Annotated in this window: 20 protein-coding genes; 10 read left to right on the top strand and 10 right to left on the bottom strand. The window is 69.3% G+C overall.

Annotated elements, in window-relative coordinates:
• Positions 1 to 2: 2 nt before the first annotated feature.
• The 4 genes from ABZX22_RS23265 to ABZX22_RS23250 all read right to left on the bottom strand — a co-directional run bounded on the left by ABZX22_RS23265 (position 3) and on the right by ABZX22_RS23250 (position 2,666).
• The gene (locus tag ABZX22_RS23265) at positions 3 to 128 is read right to left on the bottom strand and encodes a hypothetical protein (RefSeq protein ID WP_354912540.1); all 126 of its coding nucleotides are present in this window, start codon (positions 126 to 128) and stop codon (positions 3 to 5) included.
• A gap of 76 nt (positions 129 to 204) precedes the next feature.
• Positions 205 to 1,002 (bottom strand): alpha/beta hydrolase, encoded by a 798-nt coding sequence (locus tag ABZX22_RS23260; protein WP_354912538.1) that lies wholly within the window; start codon positions 1,000 to 1,002, stop codon positions 205 to 207.
• A gap of 10 nt (positions 1,003 to 1,012) precedes the next feature.
• Positions 1,013 to 1,831 (bottom strand): alpha/beta hydrolase, encoded by an 819-nt coding sequence (locus tag ABZX22_RS23255; protein WP_354912536.1) that lies wholly within the window; start codon positions 1,829 to 1,831, stop codon positions 1,013 to 1,015.
• Between the two features lie 10 nt (positions 1,832 to 1,841).
• The gene (locus ABZX22_RS23250; RefSeq protein WP_354912534.1) at positions 1,842 to 2,666 is read right to left on the bottom strand and encodes an alpha/beta hydrolase; all 825 of its coding nucleotides are present in this window, start codon (positions 2,664 to 2,666) and stop codon (positions 1,842 to 1,844) included.
• A gap of 149 nt (positions 2,667 to 2,815) precedes the next feature.
• Here ABZX22_RS23250 and ABZX22_RS23245 point away from each other — a divergent pair, with 149 nt between their 5' ends.
• Positions 2,816 to 5,071, top strand: coding sequence for a helix-turn-helix domain-containing protein (locus tag ABZX22_RS23245; RefSeq protein WP_354912533.1), 2,256 nt, complete (start codon positions 2,816 to 2,818; stop codon positions 5,069 to 5,071).
• Positions 5,072 to 5,263: 192 nt separating this feature from the next.
• On the opposite strand, the gene ABZX22_RS23240 is transcribed toward ABZX22_RS23245, so the two are convergent.
• Together ABZX22_RS23240 and ABZX22_RS23235 are read right to left on the bottom strand one after the other, a co-directional pair.
• Positions 5,264 to 6,070 (bottom strand): Tn3 family transposase, encoded by an 807-nt coding sequence (locus tag ABZX22_RS23240; protein ID WP_354912531.1) that lies wholly within the window; start codon positions 6,068 to 6,070, stop codon positions 5,264 to 5,266.
• 672 nt (positions 6,071 to 6,742) lie between these two features.
• On the bottom strand, positions 6,743 to 7,906 hold the full coding sequence (locus tag ABZX22_RS23235; RefSeq protein ID WP_354912529.1) for an amidohydrolase: 1,164 nt from the start codon (positions 7,904 to 7,906) through the stop codon (positions 6,743 to 6,745).
• Between the two features lie 120 nt (positions 7,907 to 8,026).
• Between ABZX22_RS23235 and ABZX22_RS23230 the strand changes: the two genes are divergently transcribed.
• From ABZX22_RS23230 to ABZX22_RS23205, 6 genes are all read left to right on the top strand, one after another.
• Positions 8,027 to 8,239, top strand: a complete 213-nt coding sequence (locus ABZX22_RS23230) for a hypothetical protein (protein WP_354912527.1) — start codon at positions 8,027 to 8,029, stop codon at positions 8,237 to 8,239.
• A gap of 301 nt (positions 8,240 to 8,540) precedes the next feature.
• The gene (locus tag ABZX22_RS23225; protein ID WP_354912525.1) at positions 8,541 to 8,942 is read left to right on the top strand and encodes a hypothetical protein; all 402 of its coding nucleotides are present in this window, start codon (positions 8,541 to 8,543) and stop codon (positions 8,940 to 8,942) included.
• The gene (locus ABZX22_RS23220; protein WP_354912523.1) at positions 8,939 to 9,421 is read left to right on the top strand and encodes a MerR family transcriptional regulator; all 483 of its coding nucleotides are present in this window, start codon (positions 8,939 to 8,941) and stop codon (positions 9,419 to 9,421) included. The genes ABZX22_RS23225 and ABZX22_RS23220 overlap by 4 nt, the downstream gene beginning before the upstream one ends.
• 4 nt (positions 9,422 to 9,425) lie before the next feature.
• A complete protein-coding gene (locus ABZX22_RS23215) occupies positions 9,426 to 9,767 on the top strand; it encodes a YnfA family protein (protein WP_354912521.1) in 342 nt (113 codons plus the stop codon).
• 77 nt (positions 9,768 to 9,844) lie between these two features.
• Positions 9,845 to 10,210, top strand: a complete 366-nt coding sequence (locus tag ABZX22_RS23210) for a DUF2809 domain-containing protein (protein ID WP_354912519.1) — start codon at positions 9,845 to 9,847, stop codon at positions 10,208 to 10,210.
• A gap of 521 nt (positions 10,211 to 10,731) precedes the next feature.
• The gene (locus tag ABZX22_RS23205) at positions 10,732 to 11,289 is read left to right on the top strand and encodes a DUF4158 domain-containing protein (RefSeq protein ID WP_354912872.1); all 558 of its coding nucleotides are present in this window, start codon (positions 10,732 to 10,734) and stop codon (positions 11,287 to 11,289) included.
• Positions 11,290 to 11,636: 347 nt separating this feature from the next.
• Here the strand turns inward: ABZX22_RS23205 and ABZX22_RS23200 are convergent, their stop codons facing one another.
• Positions 11,637 to 11,948, bottom strand: coding sequence for a hypothetical protein (locus tag ABZX22_RS23200; protein ID WP_354912517.1), 312 nt, complete (start codon positions 11,946 to 11,948; stop codon positions 11,637 to 11,639).
• Between the two features lie 671 nt (positions 11,949 to 12,619).
• Between ABZX22_RS23200 and ABZX22_RS23195 the strand changes: the two genes are divergently transcribed.
• Entirely contained in the window at positions 12,620 to 13,579 is a 960-nt protein-coding gene (locus ABZX22_RS23195; RefSeq protein WP_354912515.1) for an alpha/beta hydrolase, read from the top strand.
• Between the two features lie 315 nt (positions 13,580 to 13,894).
• On the opposite strand, the gene ABZX22_RS23190 is transcribed toward ABZX22_RS23195, so the two are convergent.
• Positions 13,895 to 14,563: a helix-turn-helix domain-containing protein gene (locus ABZX22_RS23190; protein ID WP_354912513.1), complete on the bottom strand. Its 669-nt coding sequence runs from the start codon at positions 14,561 to 14,563 to the stop codon at positions 13,895 to 13,897.
• A 112-nt stretch (positions 14,564 to 14,675) separates the two neighbouring features.
• Between ABZX22_RS23190 and ABZX22_RS23185 the strand changes: the two genes are divergently transcribed.
• Positions 14,676 to 15,398: an SDR family NAD(P)-dependent oxidoreductase gene (locus tag ABZX22_RS23185; RefSeq protein ID WP_354912511.1), complete on the top strand. Its 723-nt coding sequence runs from the start codon at positions 14,676 to 14,678 to the stop codon at positions 15,396 to 15,398.
• Between the two features lie 588 nt (positions 15,399 to 15,986).
• Here the strand turns inward: ABZX22_RS23185 and ABZX22_RS23180 are convergent.
• Entirely contained in the window at positions 15,987 to 16,607 is a 621-nt protein-coding gene (locus ABZX22_RS23180; protein ID WP_354912509.1) for a hypothetical protein, read from the bottom strand.
• A 773-nt stretch (positions 16,608 to 17,380) separates the two neighbouring features.
• Between ABZX22_RS23180 and ABZX22_RS23175 the strand changes: the two genes are divergently transcribed.
• Positions 17,381 to 17,506, top strand: coding sequence for a hypothetical protein (locus ABZX22_RS23175; protein ID WP_354912507.1), 126 nt, complete (start codon positions 17,381 to 17,383; stop codon positions 17,504 to 17,506).
• A 21-nt stretch (positions 17,507 to 17,527) separates the two neighbouring features.
• On the opposite strand, the gene ABZX22_RS23170 is transcribed toward ABZX22_RS23175, so the two are convergent.
• Positions 17,528 to 18,805 (bottom strand): IS701 family transposase, encoded by a 1,278-nt coding sequence (locus ABZX22_RS23170; RefSeq protein ID WP_354912870.1) that lies wholly within the window; start codon positions 18,803 to 18,805, stop codon positions 17,528 to 17,530.
• Between the last annotated feature and the right edge of the window lie 199 nt (positions 18,806 to 19,004).

Genomic DNA, 19,004 nt, shown 5'->3' with positions numbered 1-19,004 from the left:
GTTCAGATCCGGCGGACTTCTGCGGTCTGTGCCGCCGGGACGGTCTTCCAGTCCAGCGGGAAGAACACGTCCGGATCCTGGGCGCCGCACGCCGCCGACTCGGCCCAGTGCAGGTTCAGCTGTGTCATGTCCGTGTCTTGTCGTGGGGTTTTGCCGGGTAGTGAGGTCCGGCGTGGTTGTGCCGTCACGCCGGACCTGCTCGCCTCAGCCGGCGTGCCTGAGCGCCCAGTCGAGGGCGTGGTCGGCGACCTCGTCCCAGCCCTGCTGGGCGGGGATCAGGTGGGAGCGGCCCGGGAACTCGACCACGTCGGTGATCGTGTCCGGCGCCTTGTAGTGCTTGGCGTTGGAGCGCTGGATCTTCGGCGGCATGAGGTTGTCGTGCTCACCGGAGATGAACAGCAGCGGCTTGCGGTCGTTGTTGTGGTAGTCGACGTAGGTGTCGTCCTTGCCGGGGTGGATGTTGGCCAGGGCGCTGCCCCAAAAGATCGAGCCCGACGCCGGGATGTGGTAGCGCTCGTAGGCGGCCCGCGCCTCGCCCTCGGGGAAGGTGTTGGTGAAGGCGTAACGCCAGTGCTCGTAGTCCAGACCGACCGCCTTGTGGCGGTTGGCCGGGTTCTTGAGCATCGGGAAGGTGGCTTTGACCTGCGAGAGCGGGATGACCTTCACTCCTTCGGTCGGGGCGGAGTTGATGGCCACGCCGGCCGCGCCGTATCCGTGGTCGAGCAGGATCTGGGTGAACACCCCGCCGGCGGAGTGGCCCATGAGGATCGGGGGCCGTTCCAGGCCGCCGACGAGCTTCTCCAGGGAGTCGATGATCTGCGGGACAGTGACCCGCTCGATGGGCGTGGGATCGGCGTTGAGCGCCTCGACCTCGATCTCGAAGCCGGGGTAGGCGGGGGCGAGCACCCGGAACCCCTTGGCTTCGTAGTGGGCGATCCAGTTCTCCCAGCTGCGCGGGGTGACCCAGAAGCCGTGGATCAGGACGATCGTGTCGGGTTTCATCCGGTCTCTCCTAGCGGGTGGCGGCGTAGGCGGCGAGGATGACGGCCGTGGCTGCGGCGGGGTGGGAGATCATGACGACGTGCGAGGAGTCGATCTCGGTGACCTTGCTGCCTGCGCGCTTGGCCATGAAGCGCTGGGCGGCGGCCGGGATGACCTTGTCCTGCGCCGGGATGAGATACCAGGACGGGACGGTCTTCCAGGCAGGCGCGCCGCTGGGCCCTGAGAGTCCTTCGACGCTGCCGGGCCGCTGGGTGGCGGCCATCAGCCGGGTGGTGGACTCGGGCAGGTCGGCGGCGAACACCGCGCGGAACTTGGCGGGGTCGATGTAGCCGTCGGTCCCCTGCCCGGCGCCGCCCGGCAGCGGGTACGGCCGTGCGATCAGGGCGGCGCCGAGTTCGCTGCCGGGGAAGCGCTGGGCCAGTTGCAGCGCGCTCTCGCCCTCGTCGGGGGCGAAGGCGCCGAGGTAGACCAGGGCTTTGACGTTGTCGTGGCCGCGGGCGGCGTTGGTGATGACGATGCCGCCGTAGGAGTGGGCGGCGAGGATGACCGGCCCGGTGATGGTGTCGAGGACGCTGGAGATGTAGGCGGCGTCCTGGGTGGTGTCCCTGAGCGGGTTGGCGGGGGCGATGACGGGGAATCCTGCCAGCTGCAGCAGGCTGATGACCTGGTTGAAGCCGGAGGCGTCGGCGAAGGCCCCGTGCACCAGGACCACGGTCGGCTTGACGGGGGCCGCGGAGGCGGAGACGGTCGCTCCGCCCAGTCCGAGGATCAGGGCACAGCTCGTGACGAGGGCGCCCAGCAGGCGGCCGACTCGGCGGAGAGGGGTCATGCGATGCTCCTCAGGAGTTCACGAAGGCGAGAAGGTCGGCGTGCAGGCGGTCGCGGTCGGTGTCGGGCAGGGCGTGCCCGCTGCCCTCGTACACCTTCAGAACGGCACCGTTGATCAGTTCGGCCGATCGCTTGCCCCCGACCTCGAACGGCACGATCTGGTCGTCGTCGCCGTGGATGACCAGGGTGGGAACGTCGATCTTGGCCAGGTCCGGCCGGAAGTCGGTGGCGGAGAAGGCCGCGATGCACTCGTAGGCGCCGCGGTGCCCGCAGGCCATGCTCTGCAGCCAGAACGCGTCTCGGAAGCCCTGAGGGACGTCTTGCTTGCGGTTGTGTCCGAAGAACGGGCCGTCGGCCAGATCGCGGTAGAGCTGGGACCGGTTGGCGACCTCGCCCGCGCGGATCGCGTCGAAGACCTCGATCGGCAGGCCCTCGGGGTTGTCCTCGCTGCGCAGCATCAGCGGCGGTACGGCCGACACCAGCACCAGCTTCGAGACGCGGTCGCTGCCGTGCCGGCCGAGGTAGTGAGCGACCTCCCCGCCTCCGGTCGAGTGCCCGACCAGGGTGAGGTCGCGCAGGTCGAGCGTCTCGATCAGGCAGGCCAGGTCGTCGGCGTAGGTGTCCATCTCGTTGCCGTGCCAGGTCTGCGACGAGCGGCCGTGACCGCGCCGGTCGTGGGCGATGGCGCGGTGCCCGTGCGCGGCGAGGAACAGGGCGGATGCTTCCCAGGCGTCGGAGTTGAGCGGCCAGCCGTGGCTGAGCAGAACCGGCGAACCACCGGTGCCCCAGTCCTTGTAGAAGATCGAGGCTCCGTCGGTGGTGGTCACGTAAGGCATGTCGGATCCCTTGGTTGACGTGGGCTTTGTGGTCTTCATCCAAGTCGCGGGCCCGTGGCGCGACCATGCAGAACCGCATGCAGAAGTAGTGCCGATCCACGATCCGGACACGTTGATCCACAACCGGTTCGAGCCAGTAGATTCGATGCATGGTCAGCCAGTTCGGTCTGCTCTTACGGCGTCTGCGGCAAGACGCCAAACTGACGCTTGAAGAGCTTTCCGCCGTGTCGGGCGTGAGCGCGCGGGCGATCAGCGACATGGAACGCGGCCACAGCCGCGGGCCGCAACGGCGCACGGTCGACGCCCTGGCCGACGCGCTCAAGCTCGACGGCGACCGGCGGACGGCGCTGTCCGACGCCGCGAAAGCGGGCCGTCCGAGGCCGACCGGTCCCGCGCCGGGTTCGTGCGAGCTGCCACGCGGCGTGGGCGACTTCACCGGACGCTGCGCGGAACTGCGACTGCTGCGCCGGCTGGCCGAGCACACCGGAGCCCCGGCCGCGAACGTCGCCACCGTCTCCGGCGCCGGCGGCATCGGGAAGACCGCCTTGGCCGTGCATGCCGCCGGGCAACTGGCGGGCCTGTTCCCCGACGGCCGCTACTACATCGACCTGCGCGGCATGGACGCCACGCCCCTGCCTCCAGCGATGGCGCTGTCGCGCCTGCTCAAGGCGCTCGGCGTCCCAGAGAACGGGATCCCCGGCGACGAGGAGGAGCGGGAGGGACACTACCGCGCGCTGCTGCGCGAGCGCAGATGCCTGATCGTCTTGGACAACGTCGCCCACGAGAGCCAGGTCCGCCCGCTGCTGCCGCCGGACGGCGCCGCGATGGCCATCGTCACCAGCCGCAGGACCCTCGCCGGGCTGGAGGGCGTCCGGCAGATCCCGCTGGCTCCGCTGTCCGGCGAGGAGACGGTCGGCCTGCTGCGCGCGATCGTGGGCGAGGAACGTTCCGGATCGGACGCGGCCGGCCTGACCAGGCTGGCGCAGCTCTCCGGCCGGCTGCCGCTGGCCGTGCGCATCGTCGGCAACCGGCTGCAGAGCCGGCCCGGGTGGACGCCCAGCCAGCTTGCCGGACGACTGGACGACGAGGAACGACGCCTGGAGTCTCTGGCTGCCGGCGACCTGGCCGTCGCCGCGGCGTTCGCGCTCTCCTACGAGCAACTGTCCGGTGCGGCCCGCCTGGTCTTCCGGCGCTTGGCGCTCGCCGCGGCGCCGGACTTCGGGATACCGCTGACCGCGGTCCTGAGCGAGATGGAGCCGGACGAGGCCGAGGACGCGCTGGAGGAGCTGGTCGAGCTGGGCCTGCTGCAGTCGCCGTACCTCGCCCGCTACCGCTTCCACGACCTGGTCCGCCTGTACGCCCGCGCGCAGCTGGCCAAGGAGGAGTCGATCGAGGCGCAGCACGGTGCGCGACGGCGGATGGAGGGCTGGCTGCTGGAGGTGGCGGTCGTGGCGGGGCGCTGGTTCGAGCCCGGGTACGGCGAGCCGCCGCCCGGCTGGCGTTCCCTGGTCGAGCTCGGCAGCCGGGAGGAGGCCGGCAGCTGGCTGCGGGAGGAGGGGACGGCTTGGCTGGAGGCGTTGCGCTCGGCGGCCCAGCAGGGCGAGCACGCGACGGTCGTCGAAGTGGCCGAATCCATGCACTGGTTCTCCGACCAGTGGATGTTCTGGGGCTCCTGGCGCGAGATCTTCGAGTTGTCCTCCGACGCAGCGCGGGCCATGGGCGACCAGCTTCAGGAATCGGTGCATCTCGGCTACCTGTCGTGGGCGCTGGTTTACTGCGAAGCTCGCATGGCGGAGGGGCTGACGGCCGCATTGCGGGCAGTGGAGCTGGCGCGGGCCGTGCGCGATGAACGCCAGCAGGGTTGGGCACTGCTCTATGCCGCGTGGGCCGATCAGCAGGAGCCGTCGAGGCTGGAAAGCGCGCTGGAGTACGCCCGCCAGAGCGCAGACCTCCTGCGCCGGGCTGGAGACCCGGAGGGCTACGCCCAGGCCATGACCACCGTGATGGTGTCGCTGGGCCGGCTGGGGCGGATGGAAGAGCTGCTGAGGCAGGGGCGGGCTTGCCTGTCCACGATGCGAGATCCCGGCTACGGCGGCGATCCCGCCATCATGACCTACAGCATCGGCGTGGCCCTGAACTACATGGGAACCGCCTACGTCAGGACGGAACGATGGGATGAGGCGATCGACACCATCCGGCAAGCGCTGCCCGAACTGAGCGCGCACCCCATCGCCATGGTCCTGGGGCGGGCGCACCGCAATCTGGGAGTCGCGTTGACCAAGACAGGCCGCTTCGAGGAAGCACGCCAAGCGCTGGAGGAGGCGCGGCGGATCCTTGAGACGACCAGCGAGACCGCGATCGTGGCCGAGGTGATCCAAGAGCTGGCCGACCTGCCCGAGCGATGAACGCGTCCAGCGACGCCTACGCCCCGGCTGCAGCCCTCCTCGCAGTGGCGGTCCCGCCCGCGGGTCAGGCGTCCTGGCCCGCCTCCAACTCCGGGCCCGGCCCTCGCGCCGGGCTGGCGGGGTCTGGGGTGTCCAGGTCGGGGCCGAGGTCGAGCCGTTTGCTCATGTCGAGCTCGAACTTGCCGTACAGGTTCAGATGGGTGCAGAACAGGGCCGAAAGGCCGCGCGGTCGGCGTCGGTGAGCTTCTTGGCCCACGCCGGTTCGGCCAGGACGATCTGCACCATGCGGGTGTTCAAGTAGACGATCGCGGCCTGGACCAGGTGGAGTGCGAGGGCGGACACTTCGACGCTTTCGCGGTCGTCGCCGGTCAGGTCGCCGGCCTTTCCGTAGAAGAGGTCCTTGTTGGCGGAGTTCCAGTTCTCCACCACGTTCAGGCCTTCGTGGATCTCACGGCGCAGTTCTTCGGCGGCGAGGTAGTCGCAGATGAAGATGGTGCGGATCACCCGGCCGAGTTCCTCGATCGCCCGGTAGGTGGGGTGCTTGGGGCCGCCGCGGGCGAAGCGGCGCAACATCTGGTGGGCCTCGGCGGTCTTGAGCCGCAGCGCGGTCGCGTACTTGATCATCTGGTCGTACTGGTGGGCGATCAGCTCCCAGTCGATCGTCTTGCCCGACAGCACATTCTCCAGTCGCGGCCAGGTTTCGGCTTCGGTCAGGCCCGGCCGGTACAGGCGGGCCGAGCCGATGTTCTTCAGCCGGGGCAGCAGCTTGAAGTCCAGCAGGTGGGAGAAGGCGAACCCGACGACGGAGGCGCCGTGGGTGTCGGTGTACTGGCGGTCGATCTCCGCGCTGGTCAGGTGCCGCAGCAGGCCCTCGATCATCGAGGCGACCTCGGAGTCGGTGGTGGAGCGTACCTGGCTGTAGATGCACACGTTCTTCCGCTCGACGTGCCAGTACACCATGATCCCGGACCCGCCGTAGCGCTGGTGCCACTCGGTCATGAAGTTGGCCGACCAGGAGCCGAACTTGCGCGAGTCCGACGCGCACGCCGTGCCCGGTCTTGGTGGCCAGCCAGTCGGCGAGCTTGTCCTCATCGCCTACCGTCGGTTCCCGAAAACAGCCGACCGGGTGGGAGAGCGACATCATCGAGCTGGCAGGCCGCCTGACCAGGCTGATCGGCGCCATCGGCGCCAGCGCCCGTGACCACCAGGCCACCGCGGCCGACCGGCCGACGAGGCCCTCGGAGTGTGAAGGAACGGAAACGTACGCTAAGCCGGTTCGCCCAGCTCACCGAGGGTGCGTGATCGTCTTCAGGTAGAGAGCGCGGGCGTACGTTTCCGTTCCATCGCACCGGGGGTTCTGGAATTCGCTAACACGGCTCCAGCCCCACCGAGCGCCACAGAGCCGCTGACCGACATCCGCCCCTTGACCACGTGCACGGGCGCGTACGCGTCCAGCACGGACGGCACGCACACGTCGCCCGCGTGCAGGATCGCGTCCTGCGCCGCGCAGCCGGTCGGCCACCGGAGGCGGGCACGACCTCCAGCGGCGCGGCGCGTGCGTGTCGGACAGCACCACGACGTTCATGGGTTGCCCCTACCCGTCAGCCGGCTGCCTGCCGCTGCCCCTGCTGCCGCTGCCCCTGGTACGGCTGTCCCTGGTACGTCGTGGCGTCAGAGGATCACGCCTTCCTTCATCACCAGCGTGCGTGGCGGGTGGACGACGACCGCCTCGGCCGCCCCGCCCGCGGGGACCACGACCAGGTCCGCCCGGTCGCCTGGGGCCAGGCCGTATCCGGACAGGCCGAGCGCGCGGGCTCCGCCGTACGTCGCCGCCTCCAGCGCGAGCTCGATGTCCTCGTCGCGCCTGAACGTGCTCCGGTAGGCCAGGTGCATCGCCCGCTCCAGCATGTCGCCCGAGCCGTACGGCCCCCACAGGTCGCGGATGCCGTCATGGCCGCACGCGACCGTGACCCCGGCCGCGCGCAGGACCTTCACCGCGGGGACGGGGAAGCTGTAGACGGCCGCCGTCGCGATCGTCACGCCCGCCGCCGCGAGCTTCTCTGCCAGGCGGCCCTGCTGGGTCTCGTCGGCCTGGCCCATGGCGTAGGCGTGGCTGACCGTGACCCTGCCGCCCAGCCCGGTGACCGCGGTGCGCTCGGCGATCAGCTCCAGCTCCCACATGCCCAGCGAGCCGCCGTCGTGCAGGTGGATGTCGATGTGCGCGCCGTACGCCTCGGCGAGCCCGAAGACGACATCGAGGTGACGGACGGGGTCGCGGTCGATACCGGCGGGGTCGAGGCCGCCGATGGCCTCGACGCCGCTCTTGAGTGCCTCCTCCAGCAGGGCGGCGGTGCCGGGGTTGGTCAGCAGGCCGTGCTGGGGGAAGGCGACCTGCGTCACGCTGACGCGGTCGCTCAGCGCCTCGGCGGCCTGCCGTACCGCCTCGACGCCGCGCAGCCCGACGGCGGGGTCGACGTCGGTGTGGGTGCGCACGTGCGTGGTGCCGAACGCGCTCATCCGCTCCAGCAGGGCGATGACACGCTCGACGCTCGGCACCCCCAGCTCCGCCCTGCGGCCCAGATCGTTGGACATGCGCCCGGCCAGCGTGTCGTCGGCCGAGTGCGGCACCCACGGCCCGCCGTACAGGGTCTTGTCGAGGTGGCAGTGCGCCTCGACGAGACCGGGCAGCACCAGCTGGCCCGAGACGTCGACCACGCGCGCCCCCGGTGCGTCGGCCGCCGCACCGATCCCGGCGATGACGCCGTCGCGGACCAGGACGTCGGCCGGCTCGTCGAGACCCCAGGGGCGGCCGCCGTGGAGGAGGGTGTCAGTCATGGCAGCACCCTAGTGTTCCTGGTTCGGAAATCTCGCTCATACCTGGAGCTTCCGCCCGGCCTGGTGGCCATCGAGGCGCAGGCCCACGGCCTCCCCGTCGCCTACTCCAACGTTGCCGGGATGGCGGAGACCCTGGGCCAAGCCGGTATCCCGTTCACGGCAGGAGACCCGGCGAGCCTGGCGTCCGCGCTCGATCAGCTGGCCCGCGACGTGCACTGGCGCAAAGCCCTGATCCGCGCCGGGCTGGACAACTCCCGCCGGTACGACATCACCCACACCGCCAGGCAGGTCGCCGACCTGACCACCAAGGTCGCCTCCGCCGCCTCCGTCTGATCCACCCCGTTGCTGCTGGCCCGCGACGAGCCGTGGGCCAGGAGCGAGCCGAGAGTCGTGGTCTCCGGATGCACCGCTACGCACGGCCCCCGGCCGGGCCAGAGCCACTCGAACCGTTCTTCTCCCTGCTGTGGCTTCCCTACGGCAGCGCCAACCGCATCAGGTGAACCGAACCCCCAGGCGCCCAGCGCATGAGTGCAGAAATTTGCGCTAGCGACTCTCGCCAGCCTTGGGGATCGGTGCGGATTCTGCCGCGTGAGGGCTTGCATCCGGTACCCAGGTACAGGCTTACCGTCGGTTCATGACACAGAACATCGCCCTCGACCAGGGGTGGGTCCCGTCCGGGTGCACCCTGCCAACCGCCGAGCAACCGTTGCGTGTGGCGGAGTTCGACGCCTTGTTCGCCGAGGCGGTCCAGGCGGTGCAGCGCCCCGGCCGCGAACACCTGCGCTTGGAGCTCGCCTTCAGCCCCGAGCACGCCGCGCGGGCAGCCGAGCTGACCGCGCGGGAGAACGGCTGCTGCTCCTTCTTCGCCTTCACCCTCACCATCGCGGGCGGCGGCCTGTCCCTGGAGGTGGCGGTGCCCGCCGAGCACGCCGACGTGCTCGACGCGCTGCAGGCCCGCGCCGCCGCGGCCGCCGGGCTTACGGCCGGAGACAGCCGCGCGGGTAGGGCCGATGCGCCGACGGGTCAGCTGTCATGAGGCAGGCCCTCGCATTGCCGGAGGTCGGCGGGCCGTACCTGCGCAGCGGGCAGGTAGCCGAGCAGGCCGGGGTCAACCCGCAGACGCTGCGCTACTACGAGCGGCGCGGGCTGATCGCCGAGCCGGCGCGCAGCCCCGGCGGGCATCGCGCCTACCCACCGGAGATCGTCACGCTGTTGCGGGTGATCAAGGCCGCGCAGCGGCTCGGGTTCACTCTGGACGAGGTCGCCGAGCTGATCGACACCGGACGGCGCGGTCACCCCACGCCGGACCTGCGCGCTCGCGCCCAGGCCAAGATCTCCGAGGTGGACGAGCGGATCGCCGACCTGACGACCATCCGTTCCGCGCTCACCGCGGTGGTCAGCGCCGGCTGCGCCAGCCTGACCAACTGCACCTGCCCCGACTGCCCCCTGCCCTTCGCCGACCTGGCCGACGGCCACGATGCGTCCCCGCTCGAGTCCACGCCCGAGGAGAACTGACCACGTGAGCACCTCCCCCGAGCAGCCCCACGAGCAGCCCCACGAGCATCGTCGTGGCCATGCGCCCGTCCCGGTCGCGCTGGGCCTGTACGGGCTGGTCCCCCTGCAGCCGGACGCGCACTTCGGGCGCATCCTGGCCGCCTACGGCGGCGTGTTCGTCGCCAGCTCCCTGGCCTGGGGCATGCTCGTGGACGGGTTCTGGCCCGACCGCTGGGACGTCATCGGCGCCTTGATCTGTCTGGCTGGCGTTGCCGTGATCATGTGCGCGCCGCGGGTGAGCCCCGGGCAGGCGTTCTCAAAAGATCTTCGTTTCGGTTCGGTGGCGAGCGGTGTTCAGCCTGGTTGACGGCCTTACTTTCAAGGGACGAGCTCTATGATCAGGTTCGTCCTGATCGTTGAGATTTCGGAGAAGATGTCAATCTCATGCGCCGTGCCATGGTCCTTCTGGGTGGCGTCGCCCTCGCCGTCGGCGCGTTCGCCCTCTTCTACCGGGGCCCGGGACAACCGTTCATCCGCGGTTACGTGAGCGACGTCGGCGCCACCATGCTGGTCTACGCGTTCTTGGGGCTGCTGTGGCGCACCACCGCCGCACGCCGCACCCTGGCCACGGCCGCGATCGCCGCCGCCGTCGAGTTCTACCAAGTGGTCGGCATGACCCCGCCGGGTATCGGCGGTGTCCTGGTCGGCGCGTTCCCCGACCCATGGGACCTGGTCGCCTATGCCATCGGTGTGGTCGCGGCCCTGGCCTGGGAACGCCGATTGGTCCGATCCGGTGATCAGGCCGGCTGACTCTCGGACTCCACCCCACCGGCACGCTGACGGTACGGATGCCCCACAGCGGCGAGGTCATCGGGTTCGTCCTGCGCGGCGGCCAGCCGTTGCAAAGCAGGACGAGGTCCGGTACATCAGCAGCCCAGCAAGATCGAATGTGGGTTTTGGGCTTATGTGGGCCGGACCCCAGTAAGGCCCCGAGCTCCGTCGATCCTTGGAGGGTTGATCATGTCGTCCGAATCCGTGGAAGCCGTGCTGGTCATCGTCGACGGGCGTGCCGTCGTCGCGGGTGAACAGCAGCTCGGTGGCGGGGGGCGAGCAGCAATGGAACGGTCAGTGGCGTTAGCGAGGCGTCGGGGTGCGGCTTACCGCCACTCGCCGTTCCGGTCCGGGTGGAGCGTCGAATAGCAGGCTTCCTGTAACGGTTTGATCGCTGTTGGTGATCAAACTGTCGGTTGGCCCTACTTTGTGGGCATGCCGGTGGAGTTCTTGACGGATGATAAGGCTGTTGCGTACGGGGCCCGCCGTCGCGGGCGGATCTGGAGCGGGTGTTCTTCCTCGATGACGAGGACCGGGCGCGGGTCGCGCAGCGGCGCGGCCGGCACATGAGGCTCGGGTTCGCTCTCCAACTGGTGACGGTGCGGTGGCTGGGGACGTTCCTTGAGGACCCGCTGGATGTGCCGGGTGCGGTGCTGGAGTTCGTGGCCGAGCAGCTGGAGGTCGAAGACCTCTCGCAGGTGAAGCGGTACGTCGAGCGGCGCGAGACGCCGTTCGATCACCAGCGGGACATCCGGCGGGTGTATGGGTGGAAGGACTTCACCGACGTTGACGGCGAGTTCGCGGCGTGGGTGGCGGCCCGTTCCTGGACGTCGGGCGATGGACCGAAGGCGATCTTCACCGACGGGATCGGGTGGCTGCGGGAGCGGAAGGTGTTGCTGCCGGGCGTGACGACGCTGGCCCGGCTGGTGGCGAAGTCAAACCCGGACCAGAGGCCATCGCCAAGGTCACCGAGGTCCTCGCGCCCCGACGCCGTATCCACTGATCGACCGAGTGGCGGCTCGCCGCAGCTTTGGGAGTTCCGGGCCGTCACGGCTTAGCGCTAATACTCGCCAGCAGAGTCCCGGCACCCCCGGTCGGCGCGTCCGGGTCAGACTGGTCAGCATGGCCGAACGGGTTCAGGTGCGGGTGATCGATGATGGCGAGGGTCGTCGGCTGATGGCTTCGACTGCCTGTATCCGAAGTACGCCGGCGGGCGCCCGCGGGTCTTCAACCTGCCGGAGCGTCGAGAGATCAAGAAGATTGCCAAGTCGAAGCCATCGAGCACGGCCTGCCGTTTTCCACATGGAGTCCGTCGAAGCTGGCGGACTTCATGGTTGCCGAGGGGGCCGAAGGGGGCCGAGCACATCGAACAGCATGGGCCGCTACTCCACCGGCACAAGGCCGCTCACGATCCGAAGTCGATCTGGGCGGTCGGGTACGCGGCGGTGATCCGGCCGCGGACGGCCTGGTGAAGCTTGTTGTTCCTGAGGTTGACCATGGCCAGTTCGTGGAGCGTGTAGAACTCGGCCGGCAGGTGCCGGAGCCGGTTGGAGGCCAGGTTGAGGGTCCGCAGCCGGCGGAACGCCCCGATCCCGGCGAGGTACTCGGGCTCGAGTGCGCCGCGGTCATCCTGCTTGCCCCACCCGTTGACGCGCAGTTCCTCCACCGTGGTCAGCGCCATGCCGAGCAGTTGACGCAGCACCGTGTGCGGTGGCACGGGCACGTCCGTGTGGCTGGTGTGGCCGCCGAAGCCGAGGACGCGCAGGGCGGGCAGGCGGCCGAGGTCCGGCAGTGGGACGTCGCTCGTGTACGAGGCGCTCGGCTCGAGGTGGCGCCGCTACCACGACACCCACTGCAGGTGCGGCCTGAACTGGGTCACCGAGCACGCCGAACCGGCCGGATTCACCGTGGTGCGCTCCGGCACCGGCTGGGTTGCCCTGATCGGCCCGGGCCTGACCGAGGAGGTCGACGAATCCGCGCTGACCACCGATGCCCTCCGGGAGGCCGTCACCGGCAAACCCGGCCTGGGCTGGCCGGAGTCGGTGAGGGTCATCGACCGGGGGCGGGGCACCCCCCAGAGATCTCTCAGCGACCGGTGCTCCCCGCCGCTGCCAAGCGGCCCGAACGTCGCCCCGAAGCTCGGCCCGGGCCGGTCACAAGCTGAGCCTGGCCAACCGGGCGCAGATCGCGCTGCTCGTCCGCCGACGCAGGCGGGGAAGACTTACCCTGATCACGGCTCCTGGCCTCGGCCGCGGGCCGACGCGCGCCGGGTACCACCCGTAAGCGGCCGGGAAACCCGCGTTTGCTGATATGGCAACGGATCTTGCCCCCTGGGAAACGGCGGATCTATGGTTGGCCAGATCAAGGAAGTGCAGGTAGGGGGGCGTGATGACAGTCGAGCATCGGATCTTGGAAGCGGGCGCGGGGCGCATTCACCTGGCGATGCAGGGCAGCGGGCCGCTGGTGCTGCTGGTGCACGGGTTCCCCGAGTCGTGGTATTCCTGGCGGCGGCAGATGCCTGTGCTGGCGCAGGCGGGTTACCGGGCCGTCGCTCTCGACGTGCGGGGATACGGGCGCTCGTCCAAGCCCCGGGATTCGGCCGCCTACCGGATGCTCGATTTGGTCGCCGACAATGTCGCGGTCGTGCGGGCGCTCGGCGAGTCGTCGGCGGTGATCATCGGCCACGATTGGGGGGCAACGATCGCGGCGCACTCCGCGCTGCTGGCACCGGAGGTGTTCCGTGCGGTCGGCCTCTTGAGCGTGCCCTACGCGCCGCCGGGCGGTCCCCGGCCGAGTGAGGCGTTCGCTCAGATGGGCGGGCTGGAGGAGTTCTACGTCTCCTACTTCCAGGAGCCCGACCGGGCCGAGTCCGAGATCGAGCCCGACGTGCGGGGCTGGCTTGCCGGGTTCTACCGCGCTCTGTCCGGCGACACCATGGCCGGCCCCGACGCTCCCGACCCGCATTTCGTCACCCGCGAGGGCGGCACCCTGCGCGAGCGGTTCCCCACCGGGGCGCTGCCGTCCTGGCTGACGCAGGAGGATCTCGAGTTCTACGCCGCGGAGTTCGAGCGGACGGGCCTGACCGGAGCGCTCAACCGGTACCGCAACATGGACCGTGACTGGGAGGACCTGGGTTCCTACGCCGGGGCCCCGATCGAGCAGCCGTCCCTGTTCGTCGGTGGCAAGCGGGACGCCTCCACCATGTGGCTGTCCGGCGCCATCGACGCCTACCCCCGTACTCTCCCGAATCTGAGGGGGAGCCATCTCCTGGACTGCGGCCATTGGATTCAGCAGGAACGCCCGGACGACGTCAACCGCCTCCTCCAGGACTTCCTCGACAGCCTCTGACTGAGCATTTCTGACGCCACAGCCTGCGGCCCACAGGACGCGAGCGCCAGGTCGGGGCGCGGTGGCCGCAGCGGGCTTGCGCCGGTGTGTGCCCCGGCCACCGAGAACCGACATCGGTGGCCGCGGAATACCGGGGTGTCGGCCGCGGACCCTGCGGCTGCCGTAGTCTGCGTCGTCTGCTCGCTCGCGGCCTTGCCGGGCGCGGCGGCCAACCGGCCCGTGGCTGCCACCGGCGTGCCGGCCAGCGCGTAGAGGAAGGCGATGCGAAAGCCGCCCACGCACCCGGCGTACCTCACGCCGAGGGGGCCAAGGGGTTCACGGATTCACCGTGAGCCCGCCCAGCACGTCGTACATCTGCTGCGTGGTCAAAGGCGCGACGGGAAGCGGTCCTCGGACGGCCTCCGTACGCAGCCCGTCGAGCAGGAAGGCGACGCCCCGGCGCCACGCGCCGGGCGCGGCGCCGGCGGCTGCGCGAGCGAGCAGAGCGCTGCTGCCGAAGACGAGCAGAAGGTCCTCGCTGGTGAAGTCCGGGCGCAGGGAGCCGGCCCGCTGGGCGCGCTCGATGATCCGGGTGGAGGCGGCCTGCGCCCGGCCGCAGACGGCCATCAGCAGCTCGGCACGCGGATACCGGCCGCTGACCACGTCGGCGACGGCGGGGTCGGTGGCCTGCAGCTCGCAGACCTTCTCGATGTAGTAGGCGAATCCGTCCCAGGCGTCGCCAAAGGACAGGGCGTGCTCGGCGACCTCGTCGAGGCGGCCTGCGGCCAGGTCGGTCACCACCTCGTCGATGAGCGCCTCGCGGGTGCCGTAGAGGTTGTACAGGGTGCCGTGGCTCACCCCGGCCCGGCGGGCGATCTCTTTCAGAGGCACCTTGAGGCCGCGCTCCTGGAAGAGCTCGGCGGCGGCCGCCCGTAGTTTTTCCGCGTTGCGTTGCGCGTCGGCCCGCATCCGGTCGTTCCTCCTGGCTGTGGCGTGGGACTCCATGGTCGCATCCTGAGACGCATCCAATTTGACCCGGGGGTCAAGTTGGATGCTACCGTCGTCCAACAAGTTGACCCCCGGGTCAAGAAAGCCGTTCATGTCAAGGAGCACTCACATGTCCAGAGTGATCGCCGTCTTCGGTGCCGGTACCGGCCTTGGGGTGTCCGTGGCCCGCCGCTTCGGACGCGAAGGTTTCCGGGTCGCACTGGTGGCCCGCCGCAAGGACCGGCTGGACGCCCTCGCCGGGGAGCTCGGCGGCGAAGGCATCGAGGCGGTCGCCTTCTCCGCCGATCTTGCCAAGCCCTCCGAGGTGCCTGCCCTGGTGCAGATGATCCGGGACCGCCTGGGCCGGATCGACGTGGTCGAGTACGGGCCGATCAGCGGTGACACGGGCTTCACCGCCGCCACCGAGCTGGACGCGGCAACCCTGATGGAGCTGTCGCCGCTGCTCCTGTTCACCCCGGTCGAGGTGGTCCGGGCAGTGCTGCCGGAGTGGACCGAGCGCGGTGACGGTGTCTTTCTGCTGACCCAGGGCTACTCGGCGGCGCGGCCGATGCCGTACCTCAGCGGCCTGGGCCCGGTGATGTCCGCCACCCGCAACTACCTGTACTCCCTCAACGCCGAGCTGGCCGGCACGGGCGTCTACGCCGGCACCCTGAGCGTCGCCTCCCTGATCGCCCGGAGCGAGGTGGCCGCCGCGGCGCAGGCCGCCTTCACCGCGGCCGACGGCCCGAAGGTCGGCATCGTCGATCCGGACGACCTGGCCGATCAGTACTGGCGCATGTACACAGAACGCGACCACGTCGAGCGGTTCTACCCCGACTCGCTCACTGCCTGATCACTGACGTCTCCCGTCCGCGCGTAAAGCGATCCTGGCATCTGCAGCTGGGCAACAACGGCGGCTCGATCACCCTCCTGGATGACGTGGACGGCTGGGCGGTCTCTGCAGAGCAGCGTCGCGCATGCCTGACACAGCTGGTCATGGTGCAGAAGGAGACCATCGGCCGCGGGGACGAGCTGATCGCCGCGGGGTGCGTCCCGCTCACCCCGACCTCGCTAGCCGACGGCGTGCGGTCAACCCTGGCCCGCGACGACATCTGGCGCGCACCCAAAGTTCCGAAGAACCTGGACCGACGAGATCCTGCTGCACGACTGGAGCTTCGCCACCGTCACGAACCCGCTGTTCGACCTGGCCTGATGGCTGCTCGACGTCCCCGAGCCGGACGCTGCGAGTACCTCGAGGTCTGCTTCGCCGCCTGGGCCGACACCGTCGCTCCGGAACGGATGCGGAGCGCGTGGTGCGTGGCCAAGCCGCTCGCCGCGGTGGTGGAGATCATGAAACTGATCGAGCTGGCCGACCTCGTCGGACCGGATCACGGCTTCAACTGGGGCACGGACCAAGTACGCCGGAAAGGGCTAGGGCTGGTCAACAGCCGTCGGAGAGTCCATCCTGCTGTTGATACCCGCGCGAGCCGGCGACGGGACCTGCTACGTCCGCGTAGCGGATGATCTGGGTCGCCAGGACCACCACTGCGGCCAGCGCGGCGGCCGAGCCGATCAGGACCAGTGGAGTGTGTGGCCCCAGCAGCCAGAGCAAGGCGAGGGCGGTCAGCGAGGGCGCGCAGAACGCAGCCAGGTCCACCGCCCGTTGTAGCCGCTTGCGAGAGGGGCGGTGTGGATCCTCGCGGTGGTAGTTCTCCCACTTGAACACGTCGATGTCACTGGAGCCGTCGTCGATGAGGCCGACCAGGCGCGGTCCTAGTCGGTCGCGGAGATATCGCCCGATGGCGGTGATCTTGTGATCGTTGGTGACGTAGACCCAGCCCAGCACTGTGGCGGCCAGCGGAAGCAGCAACAGCAGCCCCAGCTGTCCCACGGTTGTGGTGACAGTGCTGATGCCGGCGACGGCAGTGAGGGTGGCATACAGCAATTGGCCGCGCGCGCCGATCCGCTGTCGCTCCTCCGCCTTCAGGGCGTCGTATTCGCTCAGCAGCGCCTTGACCGCGTGCTCGGGGCTTACTGCGGTGGTGTCGGTGATTGCGGGCATGATGGGATGTTCCTCCCTGATCTGTCGGGATTGGTGGGGATGCGCGGTCGCGCTCCCCGCCGGGTTGTCTTGATTGATCGACTACGGTGATGCGTGCCCGGCTGGGTCCAGGCGGCGCCGACCCGAGCACCGGGAGCTCTGGAGTGTTCACCGTGGGGAAGGGCAACGGCGCAGCGCTCTGCCCTGCCATCTGAGCGAGCGTTCGGGCTCCGGGCCGCCCAGCCAGGGTGCGAGGCAGGCGCCAACCAATTTCGGCCGCGTGCAGCACGATCGGCAAGCCGGGCCTGATGCCAGGTTGGCGCGCCACGCTGCTTCGGGCAACGTCTTGCGGGCGTATGCGGTGATGCGGAGGGCCAGCGCCTGTAGTCGGCGGGAATCAGCGCGTGGAGCGCCGTTCATGGATTCGGGCGACTGGCGCACCGTGGCCGCTTTGCGCGGGCCGCACCTCTGAAGGCGTGGCTGTCGGCTTGTAGGTGATCCCACAGCCATGGGCGTCGAGACAAGCCTAGCGATCATGATTTCGTTGCGTCGCCCCTCTTTGTCCACACAGCACTGCCAGGTGCCGTACGGCACGGCGGCGGTGCACATCTGGAAGTGCCTCGCCACGCATCGTCCAACTCGCTACGCAGCTGATGATTCATTCTGAATTTGACGTTATCGTCATATATGAACAGTATCGTCACTTGTGTAATGATTCATCGAAACAAGGGTGAGGATTCCGTCACTGTTGATGAGATCAACTACAGTGAGGCCGCGAAGGGAGTGAGGGGCGAATGGCCGATGCCGCGCCGACCCGCCTGGACCGGCGCCAGGGGCGCACCCGCGCCGCACTCATCCACGCCGCCCAGACCTTCATCGCCGACGGCAAGGCCGACACCGCGATCCTGGACCTCACCTAGTACTCCAGTGACATTTTGAGATCATGGGCGGGATCTGCGCTGGTAGTGGCAACGGCGGGCGGTCGCCTGATGCCGTCGGCGCCAACTCGACCAGCGCAGGACCTGCTCGATCGAGCGTGTGCGGACGAGCACGAGTACGGCCAGCAGGCGGCGGATCTCGGGCACGGTTAACGCGATGTGCTGGTTGTCGGTAGTGCGGGGCTGTTGGGCTGCCACGACGACGAGGAAGGCCATGGCGAGCATGGCCAGGGTGATGTGGCGGTGCCACGGGGTCCAACCCCGGACCTGGTAGTGGTCCAGGCCGACCTGGCCCTTGGCCGCCTGGAACGACTCCTCGATGGCCCAGCGGATGCCGGCGATGCGCACCAGCGTCATCAACGGCTTCGGGGTGGGTGCGTAGCAGCGGTAGAAGGCCAGTTCGCCGGTGGTCAGGTTGCGGCGGATCAGTAGCCACCGCCAGCCGGGCTGGTGTTCGTCGATGCGGGCCCATGCCCAGGCATACAGGCGGTGGCCCTTGGCTCCCGCTCCGGCGCTGTAGCGATGCCAGTGCCGGTCAGCGGCCATGGCAGCGATCTGGGCGGCGGTCATCTCCGCCCCGTCCAAGCTGGCCCGGCGATTGGCGGCGACGGCCAGCACATAGCCGACCCGGCGCTCCTCCAGTGCCGCGCGCAGGCGAGGGTCTTGGCCGTAGACCTCATCGCCGCTGACCCAGGAGGTCGCGATCCCGGCGTCCAGCGCGGCGGTGATCATCGCCGTGGCCAGCGCGGGCTTGGTCGCGAAGGTGGTTTGGTCTGGGACTCCGGCTCGCCGGCAGCGCTCGGGATCGGCCAGCCACGAGTGCTCGGGCAGATACAGCCGACGGTCGATCAGGGCTCGTCCGGCACCGGTGGCATAGGCCAGGAAGACGCCGATCTGGCAGTTGTCGATCCTGCCCGTCGTGCCGGAGTACTGGCGCTGCACCCCGGCCGAGCCGGTGCCCTTCTTCTCGAAGCCGGTCTCATCCACGATCAGCACACCGCCCGGTCCCAGGTGCTCGACGACGTAGCTGCGGACATCGTCGCGGACCTTATCGGCGTCCCAGCGCGCCTGGCGCAGCAGGCGTTGCATGCCCTGCGGTCCGGTTGCTCCGGTGTGTTCGGCCAGGTTCCAGCAGTTCTTGCGGTCGATGTCGTCCAGCAGGCCGTGCACATAGGCGGTGGCGGTCCGACGTGGTTCGACGCGGCCGAACCTGGCCGCGATCCGGGCGAGGAGGTCGTTGAGGGTGACGGTCCATCGGTCAGGGTCTACGCTGTCGCCCACGGCCACTGCGTGATCTTCGGTTGTTCTCACAAACTCCGCATGATCTTGCAGTGGCCGTACCCATGCGACCTCAACACCGAAGATCGCGAAGTGTCACTGGAGTACTAGTACTACAGTCATGTTTTGTGATCTATAGTCGCGTTCGTGTCGGATGTGGTGACGTCTGAGGATCTCCAGTCGTGGGCGGCCGGGCTGGATG

Origin of the sequence: Nonomuraea sp. NPDC003804 (genome assembly GCF_040610675.1) — a bacterium.
In the GTDB taxonomy this organism is placed as follows: Bacteria; Actinomycetota; Actinomycetes; order Streptosporangiales; family Streptosporangiaceae; genus Nonomuraea.
The sequence above is the reverse complement of the archived record's forward strand: the minus strand, read 5'-3'. Positions and strand labels throughout refer to the sequence as shown.